Raw genomic sequence first — 19,414 nt, 5'->3', positions numbered from 1 at the left:
TTCCTATTTCTGCGGCCAGCGTTTCTCCTCTGTCTATACTTTACCCTTTGTGTAATACGAGGAGGTGTAATGCAATTTCTGTCCCGCTTCGACATCATCGCGCTGATGATGACGCCGACATTCTGGATAGGCGCCGCCACGGTTGTCTTTGTGACGCTGTTGGTGTACTGGCTGCTAACGCGCCTGATCGCGTTCGTTAAGAAAGGCATCACCACCTGGGGCGACAAGCACCCGACCACCAACCGGATGCGTTTTATCCTGACCGATATGCTTAACCGCACCAGCCGCTTCCTGCTGTTTGTGGTGGCGCTGCTCTTCAGCCTGCGTTTCGTTGACTTGCCGGATCATCTCTTTGGCACCGTGAGCCACGCCTGGTTCCTGGTTTTCGCCATCCAGGTGGCGCTGTGGATGGATCAGGGGGTGGTGTCGTGGCTTCGTCACGTCATGCTGGCGCCCGGAAGCCATAAAAACCCGGTCACGCTGGTGATCACGGGGCTTATTCTCCGTGCCATCGTCTGGTCAGTGATGCTGCTGTCTATCCTTGCTAACGCGGGCGTCAACATCACTGCTCTGGTTGCCAGCCTTGGGGTAGGGGGTATTGCCATCGCCCTCGCCGTACAAACGATCCTCAGCGACGTGTTTGCCTCGCTCTCTATCGGCTTTGATAAGCCGTTTGAAATTGGCGATTTTGTGGTATTCAACGACGTGGCGGGGACGGTAGAGCACATTGGCCTGAAAACGACCCGTATCCGCAGCCTGAGCGGGGAGCAGATCGTCTGCGGTAACGCCATTTTGCTTCAGCAGACGCTTCACAACTACAAACGCATGCAGACGCGTCGCATCGTCTTTACCTTTGGCGTTGCCAGCGACACGCCGCCCGATAAGTTGCGCTACGTGGGGGATATGGTCAGGCAGATCATTACCGATGTCGGCGAGACAAAATTCGATCGTGCCCATTTTCTGGGATTTGACCGCGACCGCCTGACGTTCGAAGTCGTCCATATCGTTAATACCGCGGATTACAACAAATACATGGACATCCAGCAGGAGATCAATATCCGTATTCTTGAAGGGCTGAACGCCCAGGAGATTAAGCTGGCGCTGCCCAGCATGGTATTGCACGCGCCGTGGATGCAGGATGAGTCAGGTGAACAGCCGAAGCCGGTAATGGAGATCTGATGAGAAAAGCCCGCCGGAGCGGCGGGCTTTGATGTTTACGTTAATCGTCTTCCGGGTCGTCCAGCTCAATCGGCGTCTGATACTCATCCGGCTTGATGACCAGCAGGTCGCAGCGCAGATGGTCGATCACCTGTTCGGCGGTATTGCCGAGGAAGGCAGCAGAGATACCGGTCCGGCCAATGGTGCCCAGCACCACAATCCCGGCCTGCAGATGTTCGGCTAAATCCGGGATCACCTCTTCAGGCAGCCCTTTTTCCACGTGCGTCATGTTCTCGTCAATGCTGAACTTCTGGCGCAGCGCTTTCATCGCCAGCAGGTGCTGACCGCGGATCGCGTCGTTATAGACGCCAGGGTCAAATTCCGGCAGCTCAATGGCGATATTGATTGGGGTAACCGGATAGGCGCCCACCAGATGCACTTCGGTATGGTTAACCTGATCGGCAAGCTGGATGGTCTCCTTCACCAGCTTCTCGTTGAGCGAATTGTGATAATCCTCTTCGCTCGCGAGATTCACCGCCACAACGGCTTTCCCGCCTTCAGGCCACGGCTGGTCTTTCACCATCCAGACCGGGCAAGGGCATTTACGCAACAAATGCCAGTCGGTCGGAGTGAAGATTACGGACTCCAGCTTGTCGTGCTGGTGCGCCATCTTCAGCAGCAGGTCGTGCCCACCGGCAACCACTTCCTGGATAATGGCCTCAAAAGGTCGGTTATGCCAGACCACTTTAATATCAATAGGCACGCCCGCTTCCAGGTAATACTTCGCCTGTTCACGGATCCACGCGGTACGCTGGCTGATGACGCCCTGACGCATAGCGGTGCGCTCGTCAGGCGACAGAAGGGTGGTCATCTCATACGAGAAGTCATAGATCGGCAAAAATGCTTTGATTTTGCCACCAATCCGTTGATGTAAATACACAGCACGTCGTAATGCCGGCTGATCGTCCTGATTCGGATCGATAGCTACCAGCATGTTTTGATACTTGGCCATACAGGTCTCCTTACTACTGTCACCACAGTCTGTAATTAAAAGAGTAACCTATATATCCTGAATGAAACAGAGGGGAGCTTTTGCCAGATCAATAATTCATGAAAATTTATCAGAGGAAAAGCACGGTGGATGTCACCGCGATAAACGCAATGAACAGCAGCACCATCACCGCTATCGCAAAGGTCGTGGAATCCTGAACGTAGGTTTTTTCCTCCCCCTTCATCGGACCGACAAGCATGATCCAGATGAAGATAAAGGTCACTGAGGCGATCACGACTGAAACGAAAAACAAACTTTCTCTCAATTCATAACCTCAACGACAACCTTTCAGGCGCTGTGTGGGGACGTGCTGCGGTGAAAATGTCTTAAAGCGGAAGCGATGATACCAGACCAATAAATCACATGAATTTATCAGTCTGGTTATCAACATGCGGAGAGTTACGCCACGTTGCGGGCGTGTCCGGCAAGAACGGCCAGCGCTTCGCCGTTTTCGATAGTGATGTATTTACCCTTTACGGCCAGCATTCCGCTCTTCTGGAAACGACCCAGCAGACGGCTGATGGTCTCAACGGTCAGGCCCAGATAGTTACCGATATCGCCACGGGTCATGGTCAGACGGAACTCACGCGGCGAGAAACCGCGCTCGGCGAAGCGGCGGGAGAGGTTGTAGATAAACGCGGCCAGGCGCTCTTCTGCATTCTTTTTGGAAAGCAGCAGAATCATGTCCTGATCGCCTTTGATCTCACCGCTCATCAGACGCATCATCTGCTGACGCAGGTTAGGCATCTTACCGGACAGATCGTCCAGGGTTTCAAACGGAATTTCGCAAACCATTGAGGTTTCGAGTGCCTGAGCAAAGCTCGGGTGGTGACCAGTGCCGATGGCATCAAAGCCCACCAGATCGCCTGCCAGGTGGAAGCCGGTGATCTGCTCGTCACCCTGTTCGGTGATGGTGTAGCTCTTGATGGTGCCAGAGCGGATAGCATAGAGCGATTTCAGTTCGTCTCCCGCTTTAAACAGCGTCTGCCCTTTCTGAATCGGCTTTTTGCGCTCGATGATATTATCAAGCTGATCGAGTTCATGCTCATTCAGGGTAAACGGGATACAGAGCTGGCTGATGCTGCAATCCTGGCAATGGATAGCACAACCGCCAGACTGAATGCGTCGTATAATTCGCTTTTCCGGGATCATAGGTTTGCTCAAGCCTTAATTGATATTGGTCAATTTTAACATCTTTTTGGTAAGTACGTAAGCCTGACAAACCCTCAATAAGGACAAGAGACGGCAACGTGTTGCCATCTTCTTGAAATTCCACAGCTTGATTATGGATTTTTAGCCTAACCGGTAGAAAATTAAGCACAAAAAGCCTGGGATCTACAGCAAGAGATACCCTTCGTGACGCAGTAACCACTCCTTGCGCTGCACGCCGCCAGCATAGCCGGTCATGGTGCCGTTACGGCCAATGACCCGATGGCAGGGCACCACAATGCTGACCGGATTAGAGCCATTGGCGGCACCCACCGCGCGTGCGGCGCCTGCGCGGCCTAGATGCTCCGCGAGCTGGCCGTAATGCATGACCTGCCCGCACGGAATCGACCGCAGCGCCTGCCACACTTCGCGCTGAAAAGGGGTACCTGCCGTGGCGGTTGGCAGAGTGTCAATGATGCTGAGATCGCCTTCAAAATACGCCGCCAGCTTGTCGCTCAGCCCGCCCGGGTTGGTGGCGCTGATGCGTTCATAACCTTGTGCGCGGTAATGAATATCAAGCAGTTCCTCCATGCGGTCGCTGTGCTCTTCCCACTCAACGGCGCGCAGGCAGAACTGCTCGTCCGCGATCACCCACAGCGGCCCGAGCGGCGTCGCAATTTTATCTTCGAGTAATCTCAGCATTTTCAATCCTTTAATTTAGCCTCGGGTATATCCCCGGCCCAATCGGCAGGCCGACAAGATACCATGCCACCAGCATCACCAGCCATACCCCTAAAAAGATAAGCGGGTAGGGTAAAACCAGCGAATAGTAGGTACCCAGTCTGGCCTCGGGCTTATAGCGCTGCAGGAAGCCTAAAAACAGCGGAACGAAAGGTGAGACGGGCGCCAGCGGGATCACCGAGGAGTCCGCGATGCGGAACAGGATCTGGGCAAACGCCGGGTGGAACCCGAGCATCATAAACATCGGCACGAAGATCGGCGCCAGAATTGACCAGATGGCGGAGCCGCTGGCAATAAACATGCACAGCAGGGATGACAGCAGCGCCAGCCCGACAAACGCCGGTACGCCGCTTAATCCGGCAGCCTCCAGCGCGTCGGTCAGGCCCACGGCCATAAACTTGCCCATGTTGCTCCAGTTAAACATCGCCACAAACTGCGCCAGCGGGAATACCATCACGATAAAGCCCGCCATCTCTTTCATCGGCTCGATCATCAGCTGCGGCAGATCGCCCTGACGGCGGATTTTGCCGGTAGCGATACCGTAGGCGAGCGAAACGACAAAGAAGAAGAGAATAATCAGCGGCACGATGCCCTGAATAAACGGCGACGGCAGAACGGTATGCTTAACCGGATCGCGCAGTATGCCGTTTTCCGGCACCACCATCAGCGCCACCAGCGCGATAAACGCCAGCGAGACCAGCCCGGCCACGCGCAGGCCGAAGCGCTGCTCTTTGCTTAGCGTCTCCAGCTTTTCATCGCTACGGCCTTCCCATTTGCCCAGACGCGGCTCGACGATCTTATCGGTAATCAGCCCGCCGACAATCGTCAGGACAATCACCGAGCTGGCCATAAAGTACCAGTTGTCGATCACGCTGACGTGCATGGCCGCATCAATGGTTTTCGCCGCCTCCGTGCTGATGCCCGAGAGCAGCACGTCGGTGGTGACGATCAGCAGGTTGGCGGTAAAGCCGCAGCCCACGCCCGCAATGGCCGACAGCAGACCCGCCACGGGATGACGCCCGACGGCGAGGAAGATCAGCGCCCCCATCGGCGGCATAATAACCAGCGCGGCATCGGATGAAATGTGGCTGAAGAAGGCGATAAACAGCACCATGTAGCTGGCGTAGCGCGCGCTGACGTGGGACGCCATTTTTACCATCAGCGCGGGTAACAGGCCCACGCGTTCAGCCAGCCCGGCGCCCAGCACCAGCGCCAGAATGGCCCCCAGCGGAGCGAAACCGCTGAAGTTTTTGATGACGTTCGGTAAAAACCAGTGCAGCCCTTCAATGCTCAGCAGGTTTTTCACCGCCACCAGGCTGCCGTCTGCCGGGCTGCGCACGCTGACGTCAAAGGCCGAGAGTACGGCGGTGGCAACCATCAAAATCACAATCAGATAGATAAAAAGCAGGAAAGGGTGCGGCACTTTATTGCCGATCCTTTCAACCCAGCCATAGAGCTTACCGGATGGGGAATGCGAAGGTATGGATGACATACTCATGGGCGTTCCTCGGGAGTGTTGTGTTGTTGTGTTGTGTTTTTTTATTTTAAAGGTGACGGTGTCACGCCCGGTGGGATCGGACACACGTACGGTTTTTCTTCTATTTGTTGTTCGAACTCTTCACGGCATTTTCTCAGCAGCGCGGCGTCCTGCAGCAGATTGAGCGCGGTCGCGCCCATCACTTTCCCGGCCAGCAGCATGCCCTTGTGGGCAATAGAGGTTCTCCCCTGAGACACCAGCTGCCAGGTGTGCAGCGGCGTGCCGACGGTAAAGCAGGGGCTGAAGCACTGGGCGACCGGCATTTTCCAGCTGACGTCACCTACGTCCGTTGAACCCGCCAGCACGTTATCGGTGATGGCATAGGGCGCGACTTCATCCACCAGCAGCGTCTCCTGATGGCGGCGGGCAAAGGCTTTGCCTGCTTCTCCCCCCGTGGCGGCAATGTTTTTCAGGCTGTTCTGCAGATCGTTTGGCGTCAGCGTGGCGCGGATTTCGCGGGCAAAGTCGCGCTCTTCATCGGTCCACTCCGGCGTGCCGTAGTGCTGCAACGCGCGGTACATCGCAGCCTCAAGCGTGCGGTTCGGCAGGTAGCTGGAGCAGGCCTTATCAAAGCGGCATTCGACGGTGGTTTCGGTCATCATTGCCGCGCCCTGGGCAATTTTTTCGATGCGTTGGTAGATCTGCTGCGCATCCGCCATCTCCGGGGCGCGGATCAGGTACAGCACTTCAGCCTGCGCCTGCACCACGTTGGGCGAAATCCCGCCGGTGTCGGTGATGGCGTAATGGACGCGCGCTTTCTCTATGATGTGCTCGTTAAGGAAGTTGGTGCCGGTGGTCATCAGCGTCACGGCGTCCAGCGCGCTGCGCCCTAAATGGGGCGAGTTGGCCGCGTGCGCCGCCACGCCGTGAAAACGCCAGGCGGCCTGAATATTCGCCAGCGTGCTGACGTTAAACATCCCGGCAAAGGCCTCCGGGTGCCAGGTGACGGCGGCATCAACGTCATCAAACAGACCTTCACGTACCATAAAGGTTTTCCCGGAGCCGCCTTCCTCACCGGGACAGCCGTAAAAACGCACCGTTCCGCTGCCGCCGTGCTGCTCCAGCCAGCTTTTTACCGCCACCGCGCCCGCAAGCGCCGCGGTGCCCAGCAGGTTATGCCCGCAGCCGTGGCCGTTCGCCCCCGGCGTGGCGGATTGCGCTGTCGTGCAGTGCGCCTGCTGGCTTAGCCCGGCCAGCGCGTCGTACTCGCCCAGCAGAGCGATAACCGGTTTTCCGCTGCCGAAGCTGGCGATAAACGCGTTTGGGATACCGCCAGCCTCGCGGGTCAGCGTAAAGCCCTCGGCTTCCAGCTCGTCAGCGAGCCGTCTGGAGGACCAGAACTCTTCAAAGCGGGTTTCGGGATGATCCCAAATCGCGTCGGCAATATCGGTTAGCGTCTGACATCGCGTGTCGATGGCATCGGCAATAAAAGCGTAGTTCTCCTGCATTACACACCTCGCGTCCACGGGAAATTGAGCGCAGTTCGCGCCAGCGTTTCAATGGCGACAGCCATGACCTGCTCATCGAAGTCGAATTTTTCGTTGTGATGTCCGGCGCTCAAATCCGTGCCGAACACCATATACGACGCCATGCCGCCGTTCTGCTGCACGCGGGCCATCATCAGCGTGGCGTCTTCAGAGCCTGCTGGCGCTTTCACCTTATCGATTGCGTGCACAATTCCCGATACCTGGCTCGCCTGTTCACGCAGGTAATCAACCCAGGCCGGCGTCGGCGCGCTGGAGGTGGCGGCCCCCATCAGGCGCATCTCCGCGCTCACGCCATAGAGCGCGGCCGCGCCGGTAATGACAGCCTTCGCGCGTTCAAAGACATACTGGTTTATTGCTTCGCTTTCACCGCGGGTTTCAACCTTAATCAGTGCATTTGCGGGCACCACGTTGCGGCCGCTACCCGCCTGCATCACGCCGACGTTGACGCGGGAAGCGCCTTCGCTGTGCGGGGCGATGCTGTGCAGGGCGAGGGCGGCCTGCGCGGCGGCAAGCAGGGCGTTACGTCCATCCTCCGGTTTGCCGCCCGCGTGTGCGGCAACGCCGGTAAAGTTCACGTCGAACTTGGTGGTTGCCATAAAGTTATCGCTGCCGCAGATCGCCGTTCCGGCGGGGACGCCGGTACCAATATGGATGGCGGTAAAATAGTCCACGCCGTCCAGCGCCCCGGCGGCGACCATGGCGCGCGCGCCGCGGGTGCCTTCCTCGGCAGGCTGGAAGATCAGCTTGACGGTACCGTTGAGCTGCGCTTCGTTCTGCTTAAGCACCTTTGCCAGCCCCAGGCCAATGGTGGTGTGGCCGTCGTGCGCGCAGGCGTGCATCATTCCCGCGTTGCAGGAGGCAAAACCGTCGCGGAACGGGCGATGGCTGTCGTCGAGCGCTTCGCTTAAATCAAGGGCATCCATGTCGACGCGAAACGCCAGCGTCGGGCCCGGTCGTCCGGTATTCAGGGTCGCCACAATGCCGGTAAATCCGCCTTCAAACGGCGCCAGCCATTTCTCAGGCGCCCCCTGCGACCGCGCACGGGCAAACTCTCGCGAAAGGGTGGCGTCATCGGGCAGCCCCATACGGCTTTCGGCATCGATCACGTCGCGACCCATCGCCAGTTCGTAGCCCAGGGAGTCAAGGATTTCCGCGACCTTTGCGGCGGTACGGAACTCTACCCAGCCGGATTCCGCAAACTGGTGAAAATCGCGACGCCATGCGATCAGCTGGGGGGCTAATGTCTGGATGTACTGCGCCAGTGTGTCCATATCTGTTCCTGTCATCATTAAAAAATGTGAACTGCTTCACGCTGTGATAGTTTTTACTTATCACTAACCGTTTTTTCACAGTTTTAACCGTTCAGGAATTACCCTCGCACATCCCTTTCCATTAAAGTAGATGACAGTTTCTTTACTCTGATAAACAACGGTTATCGGTTGGGCTATGTCATTTCAGATTAAATTCCATCAAATCCGGGCGTTTGTTGAAGTGGCGCGTCAGGGCAGCATTCGCGGTGCCAGCCGGACGCTGAATCTCTCGCAGCCGGCGCTGACCAAATCCATCAAAGAGCTGGAGGAGGGCATGGCGGCGCAGCTTTTTGTTCGCCGGAGTAAAGGCGTTGCGCTGACCGAGTGCGGGGAAGGGTTTTACCAGCGCGCCAGGCTGATTCTGGAAGAGCTGCGTGCGGCGCAGGATGACATTCGCCAGCGGCAGGGGGATCTGGCCGGGCAGATCAATATCGGGATGGGGGCCAGCGTGTCACGCAGCCTGATGCCCGCCGTCATCACCCGTTTTCACGCCCAGCACCCGCAGGTTAAAGTGCGAATTATGGAAGGGCAGCTGGTGTCGATGATCAATGAATTACGCCAGGGCGAACTGGACTTCACCATCAACACCTATTATCAGGGGCCTTACGACCATGAATTTACGTTTGAAAAACTCTTCGAAAAACCGTTTGCGGTATTTTGCCGGGAAGGGCATCCGGCGACAGGGGCAACATCCATTAACGATCTGCTGCATTATAACTGGACAATGCCAACGCCGCGGGGAAGTTATTATAAGCAATTAGAAGATCTATTTAGCCACCGCTCGCAAATACCGCGGATTGGCGTAGTGTGCGAAACCTTTTCTTCCTGCATTAGCCTTGTTGCGCAAAGTGATTTTTTAAGTATCCTTCCACAGGAGTTAGGCTGTGATCCGCTGCTGGCGCACCGTCTGGTCATTCTGCCGGTTGCCGAGTCGCTTCCAAAAGCCGCATATTATTTAATTCAGCGCCGGGATTCTCGTCAAACTCCGCTTGCCGAATCATTAATTACGCAATTCAGAAGGGAAGCGAGAAAAATAGTTTCAGGGTGAAAGTCGCATAATAAAAAAACAGAGTCTGCCCGACATCAGACAGACCCTATAGTACACACAGCAGTGCGTCCTTTCGCAAGTCCTGGGTATTATATCCATGAGGCAGGTAAATTTAGTTATAACACCTTTCCCGAAAAATGAAAGGAAGGTGAATGACTGATTTTACAAAAATTTAACGCAAATCACCTATTTTACCGTTGATGGGGTTTTAGTTAAGTCAGGTTTAAGTGCATTTTATAATGACTATATATATTCATCGGGTTAATATTTATCTCGTGCCTCATCTTCTAAGGTTTATTGAGACACCTGCCTGGCGCAGGTATAGTACAAGCCCAGATGTAGCCGGAGGATTTCCATGAACCCTGACGACAAATCCCTTTTTCTTGACGCCATGGAGGATGTCCAGCCCCTGAAACGCTGCACCGATATCCACTGGCAGCAAAGCCGTAATACCCGGGCTCGCCAGGACATCGATACCGAACAGCTCGACAACTTTCTGACCCTGGGTTTCCTTGAGCTATTGCCGCTTGACGAGCCGCTGGCGTTCCAGCGCGAAGGCGTCCAGCAGGGCGTTATTGATAAGCTGCGTTCGGGTAAATACTCCCGACAGGCCAGCTTAAATCTGTTGCGTCAGCCCGCTGAACGCTGCCGCCAGATGCTGTATTCCTTTATTCGCCAGGCCAGTCGTGACGGATTACGTAACCTCATCATCATCCACGGGAAAGGGCGCGAGCAAAATTCGCATCCTAATGTGGTGCGTAGCTATCTGGCACGCTGGTTAACCGAGTTCGAGGAAGTGCAGGCGTTCTGCGTGGCGCTGCCGCATCACGGCGGCAGCGGGGCTTGCTATGTTTCCCTGCGAAAATCCGACGACGCGAAGCAGGAGAACTGGGAACGGCACGCCAAGCGCAGCCGTTAGCGGGCGATATCTTCGCCCGTCTGAGGCTTAGAAGGTTTCCCAGTTACTGTCGGGGGTGGCGTTAGCCGTTGCCGGACGCAGCAGCTGCGGTGTTTTAACGTTGGCCGGGCGTGGGGCGGTGGCGTTTACTTTACCGTTCAGACGAAACGCGGCCACGGCCTGACGCAGCTGTTCGGACTGATCTTCCAGCGCCGCTGCCGCCGTGGCGGACTGCTGTACCAGCGCGGCGTTTTGCTGCGTCACGCTGTCCATCTGCGACACGGCCAGGCTCACCTGCTCAATTCCGCGGCTCTGTTCATCCGATGCGGACGAAATCTCGCCCATGATATCGGTGACGCGGGTGACGGCGGCGACAATCTCCTTCATAGTCGCGCCCGCTTCACTGACCTGCTCAGAACCGGTGTTTACCCGGCTGACGGAGTTCTCAATAAGCCCTTTGATCTCTTTCGCCGCCTGCGCGCTGCGGCTGGCCAGCGTACGAACTTCACCGGCGACAACCGCAAACCCGCGGCCTTGCTCGCCTGCGCGCGCGGCTTCCACCGCGGCGTTAAGCGCCAGAATGTTGGTCTGGAACGCAATGCTGTCAATCACGCCGGTAATATGAGCGATTTGCTGCGAACTGTCGGCAATTTCGTTCATGGTGCGCACCACGTTATCCACGACGTGGCCGCCGCGAGCCGCTGTTTCAGAGGCATTCTTCGCCAGCAGCGTCGCCTGACGGGCGTTATCGGAGTTCTGTTTAACCGTTGCGGTCAGCTCTTCCATGCTGGCGGCAGTCTCTTCAAGCGAGGAGGCCTGCTCTTCGGTGCGGGCGGAGAGATCGTTGCTCCCTGCGGCAATTTCACCCGCGCCGGTGTAGATGGAGTCGGTGCTGCCGCGTACGGCGCTGACGGTCGTCACCAGCGACTGCTGCATCTCGTGCAGGCCAGCCGCCAGCTGACCCATCTCATTGCGGCCAGAGAGGGTGATATCCTGCGTCAGATCGCCTCCCGCAATGGCGCGAATATGGTTCATGATGGCGTTGAGCGGTTTTAACAGAAGGTGCTGTAAACCCTGCCAGATCACCACCAGCACGGCGATAACGGCCAGGAAAATGGCAGCCAGCGTCCACTGCATCTGCGTGAAGCTGCTTTGGTTCTCTTCGGTTGCCGCCTTCAGCAGCGTGTTGTTCTCGGCGCGCCAGCGGTTATAGACCGCTTCCATGTCGTCCTGGGCCTGCTGTGCGTCCAGATCGCCATAGGCCTGGTAGTTGTCGGCACGCAGATACTCAATCGACAAACGCATCACCTCGTGCATCTGATTCCATGACTTCTGCATCTCGTCGGTTAACGCCGCATTCTGGCCGTTAACCTGCGGCATTTTCTGCCATTCTTTGTTATAGGCTTCAGCTTTAGCCAGCGAGTCGCCTGCGGTGCCGAGCAGTTTGTTGATCGCGGCAAGGGATGCCGGGTCGCGCTGGTTCTTCAGGTAGCGGATTGCCACGCGGGTGACGGTAACGCGCGTTTTCACCAGCGTGTTCACGCTGTCGCTCAGGCTTTCCTGCTGGGCATTCAGCACGCCGGAGTTCTGGAAGTTATGGCGATCGTTGCTGACGGCAGAGTAGAACAACCCTCCCGTGACAACTTGCAGCAGACAGAATATGGTGAGGGCAAAGATAATTCCGGTAATCACGTGCAGATTTTTCAGCATAGCGGTCGTCCGTTAGAAAAGATGCAGAGGTACACCCATACTATCGTCGTATAGAATTTAAACTTTAATTTAACTCGCGCTTAACTTAGGGCTTCGGTCAGGAACCTGTTGTAAATCCGGATCATTTTATGAGGAAGGTTAACATGAGCAGCATTGATAAAAGCGGGACGTACGCGCTCGGAACGCGAACGGTTAAACGACTGGGCTACGGGGCAATGCAGCTTGCCGGGCCGGGCGTATTTGGCCCGCCGAAGGATAAACAGGCCGCGCTGGACGTGCTGCGCGAAGCCGTGGCGGCGGGTGTGAATCATATCGATACCAGCGATTTTTACGGCCCGCATGTGACGAACCAGCTGATCCGCGAGGCGCTTCATCCTTACCGGGACGATCTCACCCTCGTCACCAAGATCGGTGCCCGTCGCGATGACAAAGGGGCCTGGCTGCCGGCCTTTTCCGCGCAGGAGCTGACCCAGGCGGTGCATGACAACCTGCGCAACCTGAAGCTGGATGTGCTGGACGTGGTGAACCTGCGGATCATGTTTAGCGCACACGGCCCGGCAGAAGGATCGATTGCTGAACCGCTTTCCACCCTCGCAAAATTACAGCAGCAGGGGCTGGTACGCCACATTGGCCTGAGCAACGTCACGGCCACGCAGGTGGCGGAAGCGCGGAAGATGGTGCAGGTCGTCTGCGTGCAGAACATGTACAACATTGTGAACCGCGGCGACGATGCGCTGGTGGATTTACTGGCGCAGCAGGGGATTGCGTATGTGCCGTTCTTCCCGTTGGGAGGCTTCACGCCGCTGCAGTCCACCGGCCTGCAGGCCGTCGCGGATTCCCTGGGCGCAACGGCGATGCAGGTTGCGCTGGCATGGCTGCTGCAACGGTCGCCGAACATCCTGCTGATCCCCGGCACGTCATCCGTGGCGCATCTGCGGCAAAACCTCGCGGCGGGAGAGGTGCAATTGCCGCCTGAAGCACTTGAAAAACTGAATGCGCTGATGGGTTAATCACAGCATGGGCAAAGCCGGAAGGACACTTCCAGGCTTTGCCTGCTCAGACTCCGCATTGACTTTTCTGTCTGTGAAGCGCTAACGCTTCTGCCACAATTTCCTGCTTGCTTTTTCGCGTCTCAAAGGCGGTGATTCTGATGTATTCCATCAGGTCAGGCTCAATGCGGGCGCTCAACATCCTGAGATCGGCCTCCTTTGCTAAACCGCGGGCAACTCGCTTGTCGGGATAGTCACGGGCTGGCATAGAAAACGTCCTCCAAAAGTCTTGATAATTCGCGCCCTGGAATATGCGTTATTTTGATGTTGAAGTCAATTGATAGTGTTTCAATAGTGATTTAATGATCTTTTTTCACATGAGGTCATTTTAAAGTGTTTTCTAATGACTTTTTTATGACTTTTGGTTGGCCCATCTGCGATCGCCAGCAGGAGAGGTTGCTAAATTAAATCCGCTCAAACTTCAACGCGTTTGCGGTCTTTGTCGGAAATGACCTTGATCCTGTGCCGCAATCCGAAATGCTGTGTTTATATACAGTATCTGGCGGGAAAGGCATTTATGGACACTCTCTTTTCTTATCATCCAAAGCAACTTATTGAATTACCTTTATATCTTGAGCGTGTTGCCTGTGGCTTTCCTGGCCCTCAGAAGATGGGCATTACGACATTGAGTTAGTCTACGCCCTCGATATCCAGGGGAACTGTTAAAGGGGGATACATTTAGTTCCACCCTTTTTCTTGTGGAGGTTCAGCGATTGGAAAGGTGGATTCGTTCTTTCACGACTGTGGCCAACTACTTTACCGAAAGGAGTTTAACCATGTTGACTTCACTCTTCAGGCTCATTCATGGCGTGTCCATTCATTTAACAGTGGGTAGATCAGTAAATCGTGTTGTGTATCGAGGTGATAGCATTTCCCGTTTCATCTGCCATTGCTGCTGGATACCTTGTCCCGCGAAGTAGAGCGTTCCACGGCCATTTTCAGCGTTCAGATGATCTAATACATCCATTAACTTTTGGCTATTTTTCCTTGGTGTATTGTCGTCAAACAGATTAAGTTGTGCGACACCTTGGCTATAAAAATCGCCCAGCATGACGCCCGCTTTCTGATACCGGTGCCCGTTTCTCCAGATAACATCCAGACAGCGGATGGCCGCCTCGATGATATCTCTGCTGTCTTGAGTCGGTGTGAGCAGTTTTACCGAAGCGCTATTACCATAATACGGTTCGTCAGGCGCGAAGGGGGAGGTTTTAACAAATGCTGAGATAAATCGGCAGTACTGGTGCTGATTACGCAATTTCTCTGCGGCCCGGGTCGCATAGCTACAGATGGCCTGACGCATATCTTCGTATTCGGTAATACGCCCGCCGAACGAACGAGAACAGATGATTTCCTGCTTTACCGGTGTAAATTCTTCCAGCTCAAGGCACGGTTCTCCACGCAATTCGCGGACCGTTCTCTCCAGCACAACACTAAAATGCTTTCTGATGAACCGAATATCGGAGTCCGCCAGCTGCAATACCGTTTTGATACCCATAGCTTCAAGATTTTTCGTAATCCGTCGGCCCACTCCCCAGACCTCGTCAACCGGCAGGACTGCCATCAGTTTTCTCTGGCGGTCCTTATTTGACAGATCAACGACGCCTCCCGTCTGCCGCTGCCATCGCTTTGCCGCATGATTTGCCAGTTTGGCCAGGGTTTTTGTCTGTGCAATACCGACGCCTACTGTCAGATGCGTACGTTGTAGTACAGTTTCTCTAATCTCACGTCCAAATTCCGAAAGATCGCGACAGTTTTGAACACCGGTTAGGTCACAAAATAGTTCGTCAATTGAGTATATTTCACAGCGAGGAGACATCTCTTCCAGCGTGGTCATCACCCGGTTGGACATATCGGCGTAGAGTTCATAGTTGCTGCTGAAGCACACCACACCGTGCCGCCTGAAGAGATCCTTTTGTTTAAAATAGGGCTCGCCCATTTTTACAAAAGGTTTTGCTTCTATAGAACGAGCAATAACGCAGCCATCGTTATTTGACAAAACGACCACGGGTCGGCCCTTCAGGTCCGGGCGAAAAACGGTTTCGCAGGAAGCATAGAAAGAGTTCACATCACACAGTGCAAACATGGTCAGCTCGCTGATTTCACGATATAGGTTACTACACCGAAAACCTCAAGATTGTCTTCGCTCCCGATCAGTATGGGCTTGTAAGCGGGATTTTCAGGCTTGAGCATAACAATAGGGTGCAACTGCAGGCGTTTAACGGTGAACTCACCGTCAACGGTAGCAATGATAATGCTGCCATGTTCGGCCTTCCGGGAGCTGTCTACAACCAGCAAATCGCCTTCGCCAATTCCTGCATCAATCATTGAATCACCGCTGGATTTCACGAAATAGGTTGCGCTGGGGTGCTGAATCATCAGCTCATTCAGATCGATACGACGCTCAACGTAGTCTTGCGCAGGACTTGGAAAGCCACATGGAACAAGATCATTGAACATAGGAAGTACCACTATCTGGCGTAACTCAGTAGGTGTAAAAAACTGCATGATGATTACCGTCAACGTATACTGTGTTTATATACAGTATTGTAGATTGATAGCAAAGATCAAGAGGGACGATGAGTCATCTGGGGCGGGAACAAGGGCGATTATCATGTTCAACAATGTTGGCGATGCTACTCTGTCCGGATAGTGAGTGAAGAACACCCCCATAAAGTAACTACTTTATGAGTATTGCAGGCATACGTTACTGTCCCCGAGCAGAAGGGGGCACGGTATTCTGAAAATCTTCATCCGGGAACCCTTATAAATTAGACCAGACGGAGCACACTTATTTGCCTAAGCCTGCTTATTTACGCAGATGGCAAATGAGGACTGCAGGTTGCCTAACAGCCAGCCATTATTTAAAGGGCTCAGCCGCAGCAGCCTGTTCGTCCCTTCACGGGCATAGAAAAAGCTGTTCCGGAAATAGTCATCGCTGGCCGTGTCACGGGTATTCTTGAGGTACCGGAGGTTGCTGACAGATATCTCACCGGGTGCGCTTATCTCATAATCAAAAACAATGCTTCTGGAAATGAGAGTGATATTATTTTCGTCATCAATATTACCCGAGAGGACCGCCCTGCCGGTGTGATTGTCATGTAGCCTGAAATGCAGTTCGAGGGATGAAACAAAACCAGGTGCCATATTATCGTAGTGGATAACGGTTGAGCAGTTCACTTCCAGCCCGGGAGTCTGCTGCCTTGTATAAATAAGATAGACCGTTGCTGACAAAAACAGGATGATCAGTAAAACCAGAATTATTCTTGTGACCCTAGTCATTGCTTCCATGTCCGCTCCAGTAGAAATTCAGGCACGACAGATAGTTTGTCCCGGAGAATGTGCACCGGCTGATAAATACTTTTCCTTTTTTACCGTAAAGGTAAGATTCTGATGCCTGGTAAACAAAAGAGGTTCCGTTCAGACAGATAATTTTTTCCTTCATGGCAGCCTCGAGGAAAATGCGTATTTTTTTCTCCTTAAGGGAGTCAGAGTTTTGCTGAAGGGTATAGACCGGACAGCTTTCATAATTGAAAAGAAAATAAGTCGGTGTTTCTTTTGCCTTCAGCTGCACAGGTGAGGGGGCCAGCAAATCATAGACAATCGCCGCCAGGAAAACTATTGCGGCCATGGTCACGGATATAAGATAGCCTAAAGGGATTTTCCGGAAAGGATGTTTTGCACCTGCGTCTGAAGACCTGTCATCTTTATTCCTCTTTCTATCCTTCTCCGCAGAGGGCATCGAAATAACCGTACTTTCACCCCGTTGTTCAGCATCTTCTGCCGTCACCACTTTGATCTCCAGATCGCCGTTAAACAGAAATCCCACTCGCGGCACGGTAATGATGCACTCTTCTGCAATACCCAACTGTACAAAGTGTCTTCGCAGTTCAGAAATGTATTTGTTGAGGGTATGACTGGAGGAACGCAGTCCATGGGCGTCCCATACCTGGTCAAGCAGTTCGTTGCGCGTGACCACCTGACCGTGTTTTTCCAGCAGGCACATCAGAACCCGGCCCATCGTCAGTGTCAGGATGGTGGCTGATGTCTCATCTCCAGCAGGCCACAGGGCTCCGTCTTCCGGACGGTAAACCACTCTCCTGCCAATCTCGAAAACCATTCCCGTCCTCCTTTTCCGTGAGTGCATGAACGCATACTTACCGTCCTGCCGGACGTTCAGGCATGCCGATCATCGTAGCACAGGCGGAATTTATGCAAATATTGCTGGTGTTAATGTTTGCATTTGTCGTGTGTTTTAGTTTTTTTATTTGTAATTTCAGTTATTGACGATACAAATATCTTATTGTTGTTTTCCTTTGCTAGGATTATTCGCAGAAGTGAATAAGACAGGGCTTATCCTCCGTATGGCAGGGGCGTCCTGATTATCGCTGACGAACCGGATGAGATATCCGGTTATGGGCAGCACCGGTGGAGGAGGCATAATATGATGACTGGCACCCGATTACTCAGAAAGGCGGAGCGTTTTTTCAGCAACCTCTGCGCGATCATCCGGGAAAGAATTCTGTCAGCAGAACTGGCTGGCGCTGAGTTTGTGCCTCACATCCAGCCTATCTGCAGGGACGATAAGGTGGTGGGCGGAGAGGTACTGCTGCGTGTACTAAAAAAGGGAGTACTGCGCACCCCTGAAAAATATCTTGCTCTCATGGAGCCAGCCGGGGTGATAAATGACGTCACCTGCAGTCTGCTGGCCAGCGTCAGGGGGGAGTTTGAAGACTACAGGGGAACCCTGCCTGACGATTTTTATCTTTCTTTTAATATCTGTGCGCATCAGCTGAACTCGCCGCAGGTTATCAGGGCGGTGGCCGATTTTAATGAAGTATTCCGGGGCCGGATTGGCGTGGTACTGGAAATCGTTGAGCGTGGCACGCTGGATCTGGATGATTTTGCCCTGGATGCGATGCATCAGCTTACTGAGGCTGGCGTGCAGTTTGCTATAGATGATTTTGGCAGCGGGAGCGCCAGCCTGAAATACATAGAACATGCGGGGTTTACGACTGTCAAAATTGACAGGTGCCTGACGGTTATCAGTAATGGATCACTCGTGTATTCCGCTGTGCTTGACAGCATTTCTCATTTATCACAGGCGCTAGGGATACAGATAATCGCGGAGGGGATCGAAACAGAGGAGCAGTTTATGCTTCTGAAGCGTAAAGGGATCCGTCTTTTTCAGGGATACCATTTTTCCCGTCCGGAGAGCATTGCTCGTTTTGTTGAGAAATATATTAACTGAAATACTTTTTCCTAACTGCAAACTAATTTACTGAGTGGTTTACATGCGTAATGGGACATAAAATATTTACCAGAAATATCTATATTAAAAATTCTTTTAAGTATCTTCTGGAGAGTATTCGTACTGAAAGAAACTATTTTGTCGTTGATGTTGACTCGTATCCTTCATTCGCTGCTTTACTGGATGCACTGGAAAATGCGAACCCTGCGGACAGGCAGCCTGTTATCATGATAAAAGGCATCGGTATTCATTCAAGAGCACTAAGCCCTCTGACCGCATTTTGTTACGATGATTGCCTGCCGGATATTATAAGGTGTCTGAAAGGGAAGAAGAACCCGGAATGGCAGTATATACGACATCATCTCACTGAGATGCAGGACTGGTCCATGATGACCTCCAGAGAAATGAACGTTATTAGGTTTATAGTGAAATATCCGGATATAGCAACGGCCGCACGCGCACTCAATTCAAATAATAAAACCGTTTATTCCCGGGTGGGTTTTATAGCGAGAAAGCTGAATCTCAGGAATGCCAACGAAGTAAGGAGGCTTGCTATGGCTGAATGTATTTAAAAATGTAGAAAAGAAACACCCCTTTAAATAATCAGACACATTCCCGCACTCCCTCACCGGGCGTGCGTAACGTCATATCTATCTGAATCTATCCCCTTTATATAAACCGGGGAGCGGAGAGTATGGAAAAGCAGAAGGAAAGACAATGAAAATAAAACACAGTCGTATAGCAACGCTAAGCGCCTTATCGGTAAGTATTTCCATGGCGCTGTATTCACCCGTATGGGCCAGTCAGCCTACGTCATCTGAAACCATCGACTGCACGGCAGACCTGAGTGCATTAACAGTCGATCAGCTGTCATCCCGTGCCGAGTTGTGCGGTAAAGAAGACAATGCGCTGCTGCAGACTGTGGGGGCAGCAGCGGTGGGGGTGACCCTGGCAACGCTTGCAGCAACGGCGGGCGGCAGTTCAGGAGGGGCGAAGACGCCGTCAGCAGGCGGCGGTGAGAATCCGGG

Annotated in this window: 20 protein-coding genes; 7 read left to right on the top strand and 13 right to left on the bottom strand. The window is 53.7% G+C overall.

Annotated elements, in window-relative coordinates:
* Window positions 1-69: 69 nt before the first annotated feature.
* Complete coding sequence (locus tag INF73_RS01745; protein WP_193541346.1) at window positions 70-1,179, top strand: mechanosensitive ion channel family protein; 1,110 nt, start codon at window positions 70-72, stop codon at window positions 1,177-1,179.
* 40 nt (window positions 1,180-1,219) lie between these two features.
* On the opposite strand, the gene uspE is transcribed toward INF73_RS01745, so the two are convergent.
* From uspE to INF73_RS01710, 7 genes are all read right to left on the bottom strand, one after another.
* Window positions 1,220-2,170: a universal stress protein UspE gene (gene uspE / locus INF73_RS01740; RefSeq protein ID WP_193541344.1), complete on the bottom strand. Its 951-nt coding sequence runs from the start codon at window positions 2,168-2,170 to the stop codon at window positions 1,220-1,222.
* A gap of 109 nt (window positions 2,171-2,279) precedes the next feature.
* On the bottom strand, window positions 2,280-2,462 hold the full coding sequence (locus tag INF73_RS01735; RefSeq protein ID WP_224224379.1) for a hypothetical protein: 183 nt from the start codon (window positions 2,460-2,462) through the stop codon (window positions 2,280-2,282).
* A gap of 146 nt (window positions 2,463-2,608) precedes the next feature.
* Window positions 2,609-3,361 (bottom strand): fumarate/nitrate reduction transcriptional regulator Fnr, encoded by a 753-nt coding sequence (gene fnr, locus INF73_RS01730; protein WP_006174991.1) that lies wholly within the window; start codon window positions 3,359-3,361, stop codon window positions 2,609-2,611.
* 183 nt (window positions 3,362-3,544) lie between these two features.
* Window positions 3,545-4,060, bottom strand: coding sequence for a methylated-DNA--[protein]-cysteine S-methyltransferase (ogt, locus tag INF73_RS01725; protein ID WP_193541342.1), 516 nt, complete (start codon window positions 4,058-4,060; stop codon window positions 3,545-3,547).
* A gap of 10 nt (window positions 4,061-4,070) precedes the next feature.
* Window positions 4,071-5,597, bottom strand: coding sequence for a p-aminobenzoyl-glutamate transporter (gene abgT, locus INF73_RS01720; protein WP_193541340.1), 1,527 nt, complete (start codon window positions 5,595-5,597; stop codon window positions 4,071-4,073).
* Window positions 5,598-5,638: 41 nt separating this feature from the next.
* Window positions 5,639-7,084, bottom strand: coding sequence for a M20 family metallopeptidase (locus INF73_RS01715; RefSeq protein WP_193541338.1), 1,446 nt, complete (start codon window positions 7,082-7,084; stop codon window positions 5,639-5,641).
* Window positions 7,084-8,394 carry a M20 family metallo-hydrolase gene (locus INF73_RS01710; RefSeq protein ID WP_193541336.1) on the bottom strand — a complete coding sequence of 437 codons (1,311 nt, stop codon included), beginning with the start codon at window positions 8,392-8,394 and terminating at the stop codon, window positions 7,084-7,086. Before INF73_RS01710 ends, INF73_RS01715 begins: the two co-directional genes overlap by 1 nt.
* A gap of 175 nt (window positions 8,395-8,569) precedes the next feature.
* On the opposite strand from INF73_RS01710, the gene INF73_RS01705 reads away from it, so the two are divergent.
* Together INF73_RS01705 and smrA are read left to right on the top strand one after the other, a co-directional pair.
* The gene (locus INF73_RS01705; RefSeq protein WP_028012950.1) at window positions 8,570-9,481 is read left to right on the top strand and encodes a LysR family transcriptional regulator; all 912 of its coding nucleotides are present in this window, start codon (window positions 8,570-8,572) and stop codon (window positions 9,479-9,481) included.
* A 355-nt stretch (window positions 9,482-9,836) separates the two neighbouring features.
* The gene (gene smrA / locus INF73_RS01700; protein WP_045630204.1) at window positions 9,837-10,400 is read left to right on the top strand and encodes a DNA endonuclease SmrA; all 564 of its coding nucleotides are present in this window, start codon (window positions 9,837-9,839) and stop codon (window positions 10,398-10,400) included.
* Between the two features lie 27 nt (window positions 10,401-10,427).
* On the opposite strand, the gene INF73_RS01695 is transcribed toward smrA, so the two are convergent.
* Complete coding sequence (locus tag INF73_RS01695) at window positions 10,428-12,089, bottom strand: methyl-accepting chemotaxis protein (protein WP_193541334.1); 1,662 nt, start codon at window positions 12,087-12,089, stop codon at window positions 10,428-10,430.
* A 143-nt stretch (window positions 12,090-12,232) separates the two neighbouring features.
* Between INF73_RS01695 and INF73_RS01690 the strand changes: the two genes are divergently transcribed.
* Window positions 12,233-13,099, top strand: a complete 867-nt coding sequence (locus INF73_RS01690) for an aldo/keto reductase family oxidoreductase (protein ID WP_193541332.1) — start codon at window positions 12,233-12,235, stop codon at window positions 13,097-13,099.
* A gap of 46 nt (window positions 13,100-13,145) precedes the next feature.
* Here INF73_RS01690 and INF73_RS01685 read toward each other — a convergent pair whose 3' ends face one another.
* The 5 genes from INF73_RS01685 to INF73_RS01665 all read right to left on the bottom strand — a co-directional run bounded on the left by INF73_RS01685 (window position 13,146) and on the right by INF73_RS01665 (window position 17,255).
* Entirely contained in the window at window positions 13,146-13,346 is a 201-nt protein-coding gene (locus tag INF73_RS01685; protein ID WP_028012954.1) for a hypothetical protein, read from the bottom strand.
* Between the two features lie 609 nt (window positions 13,347-13,955).
* On the bottom strand, window positions 13,956-15,221 hold the full coding sequence (locus INF73_RS01680) for a Y-family DNA polymerase (RefSeq protein WP_193541330.1): 1,266 nt from the start codon (window positions 15,219-15,221) through the stop codon (window positions 13,956-13,958).
* Window positions 15,222-15,223: 2 nt separating this feature from the next.
* Window positions 15,224-15,643: a translesion error-prone DNA polymerase V autoproteolytic subunit gene (locus INF73_RS01675; protein WP_193541328.1), complete on the bottom strand. Its 420-nt coding sequence runs from the start codon at window positions 15,641-15,643 to the stop codon at window positions 15,224-15,226.
* A 291-nt stretch (window positions 15,644-15,934) separates the two neighbouring features.
* The gene (locus tag INF73_RS01670; RefSeq protein WP_193541326.1) at window positions 15,935-16,426 is read right to left on the bottom strand and encodes a hypothetical protein; all 492 of its coding nucleotides are present in this window, start codon (window positions 16,424-16,426) and stop codon (window positions 15,935-15,937) included.
* On the bottom strand, window positions 16,410-17,255 hold the full coding sequence (locus tag INF73_RS01665) for a winged helix-turn-helix domain-containing protein (RefSeq protein WP_193541323.1): 846 nt from the start codon (window positions 17,253-17,255) through the stop codon (window positions 16,410-16,412). The genes INF73_RS01670 and INF73_RS01665 overlap by 17 nt, the downstream gene beginning before the upstream one ends.
* A gap of 324 nt (window positions 17,256-17,579) precedes the next feature.
* On the opposite strand from INF73_RS01665, the gene INF73_RS01660 reads away from it, so the two are divergent.
* From INF73_RS01660 to INF73_RS01650, 3 genes are all read left to right on the top strand, one after another.
* Complete coding sequence (locus INF73_RS01660) at window positions 17,580-18,386, top strand: EAL domain-containing protein (RefSeq protein WP_227413021.1); 807 nt, start codon at window positions 17,580-17,582, stop codon at window positions 18,384-18,386.
* 50 nt (window positions 18,387-18,436) lie between these two features.
* On the top strand, window positions 18,437-18,958 hold the full coding sequence (locus INF73_RS01655; RefSeq protein ID WP_193541321.1) for a hypothetical protein: 522 nt from the start codon (window positions 18,437-18,439) through the stop codon (window positions 18,956-18,958).
* Window positions 18,959-19,160: 202 nt separating this feature from the next.
* On the top strand, window positions 19,161-19,414 hold a 254-nt coding region (locus INF73_RS01650; protein ID WP_193547278.1), incomplete at its 3' end, for a hypothetical protein.

Source organism: Enterobacter cloacae complex sp. P6RS (genome assembly GCF_014982245.1).
Lineage (GTDB): Bacteria > Pseudomonadota > Gammaproteobacteria > Enterobacterales > Enterobacteriaceae > Enterobacter > Enterobacter bugandensis.
Note: the sequence above shows the minus strand (reverse complement) of the source record. Positions and strands in the feature narration are given on the sequence as shown.

What these genes read in the sequence shown, in the direction of transcription:
- INF73_RS01745 (WP_193541346.1), top strand. Translation starts at nt 70, where the DNA reads ATGCAATTTCTGTCCCGCTTCGACATCATCGCGCTGATGATGACGCCG.
- uspE (WP_193541344.1), bottom strand. Translation starts at nt 2,170, where the DNA reads ATGGCCAAGTATCAAAACATGCTGGTAGCTATCGATCCGAATCAGGAC.
- fnr (WP_006174991.1), bottom strand. Translation starts at nt 3,361, where the DNA reads ATGATCCCGGAAAAGCGAATTATACGACGCATTCAGTCTGGCGGTTGT.
- ogt (WP_193541342.1), bottom strand. Translation starts at nt 4,060, where the DNA reads ATGCTGAGATTACTCGAAGATAAAATTGCGACGCCGCTCGGGCCGCTG.
- abgT (WP_193541340.1), bottom strand. Translation starts at nt 5,597, where the DNA reads ATGAGTATGTCATCCATACCTTCGCATTCCCCATCCGGTAAGCTCTAT.
- INF73_RS01715 (WP_193541338.1), bottom strand. Translation starts at nt 7,084, where the DNA reads ATGCAGGAGAACTACGCTTTTATTGCCGATGCCATCGACACGCGATGT.
- INF73_RS01710 (WP_193541336.1), bottom strand. Translation starts at nt 8,394, where the DNA reads ATGGACACACTGGCGCAGTACATCCAGACATTAGCCCCCCAGCTGATC.
- INF73_RS01705 (WP_028012950.1), top strand. Translation starts at nt 8,570, where the DNA reads ATGTCATTTCAGATTAAATTCCATCAAATCCGGGCGTTTGTTGAAGTG.
- smrA (WP_045630204.1), top strand. Translation starts at nt 9,837, where the DNA reads ATGAACCCTGACGACAAATCCCTTTTTCTTGACGCCATGGAGGATGTC.
- INF73_RS01695 (WP_193541334.1), bottom strand. Translation starts at nt 12,089, where the DNA reads ATGCTGAAAAATCTGCACGTGATTACCGGAATTATCTTTGCCCTCACC.
- INF73_RS01690 (WP_193541332.1), top strand. Translation starts at nt 12,233, where the DNA reads ATGAGCAGCATTGATAAAAGCGGGACGTACGCGCTCGGAACGCGAACG.
- INF73_RS01685 (WP_028012954.1), bottom strand. Translation starts at nt 13,346, where the DNA reads ATGCCAGCCCGTGACTATCCCGACAAGCGAGTTGCCCGCGGTTTAGCA.
- INF73_RS01680 (WP_193541330.1), bottom strand. Translation starts at nt 15,221, where the DNA reads ATGTTTGCACTGTGTGATGTGAACTCTTTCTATGCTTCCTGCGAAACC.
- INF73_RS01675 (WP_193541328.1), bottom strand. Translation starts at nt 15,643, where the DNA reads ATGCAGTTTTTTACACCTACTGAGTTACGCCAGATAGTGGTACTTCCT.
- INF73_RS01670 (WP_193541326.1), bottom strand. Translation starts at nt 16,426, where the DNA reads ATGGAAGCAATGACTAGGGTCACAAGAATAATTCTGGTTTTACTGATC.
- INF73_RS01665 (WP_193541323.1), bottom strand. Translation starts at nt 17,255, where the DNA reads ATGGTTTTCGAGATTGGCAGGAGAGTGGTTTACCGTCCGGAAGACGGA.
- INF73_RS01660 (WP_227413021.1), top strand. Translation starts at nt 17,580, where the DNA reads ATGATGACTGGCACCCGATTACTCAGAAAGGCGGAGCGTTTTTTCAGC.
- INF73_RS01655 (WP_193541321.1), top strand. Translation starts at nt 18,437, where the DNA reads ATGGGACATAAAATATTTACCAGAAATATCTATATTAAAAATTCTTTT.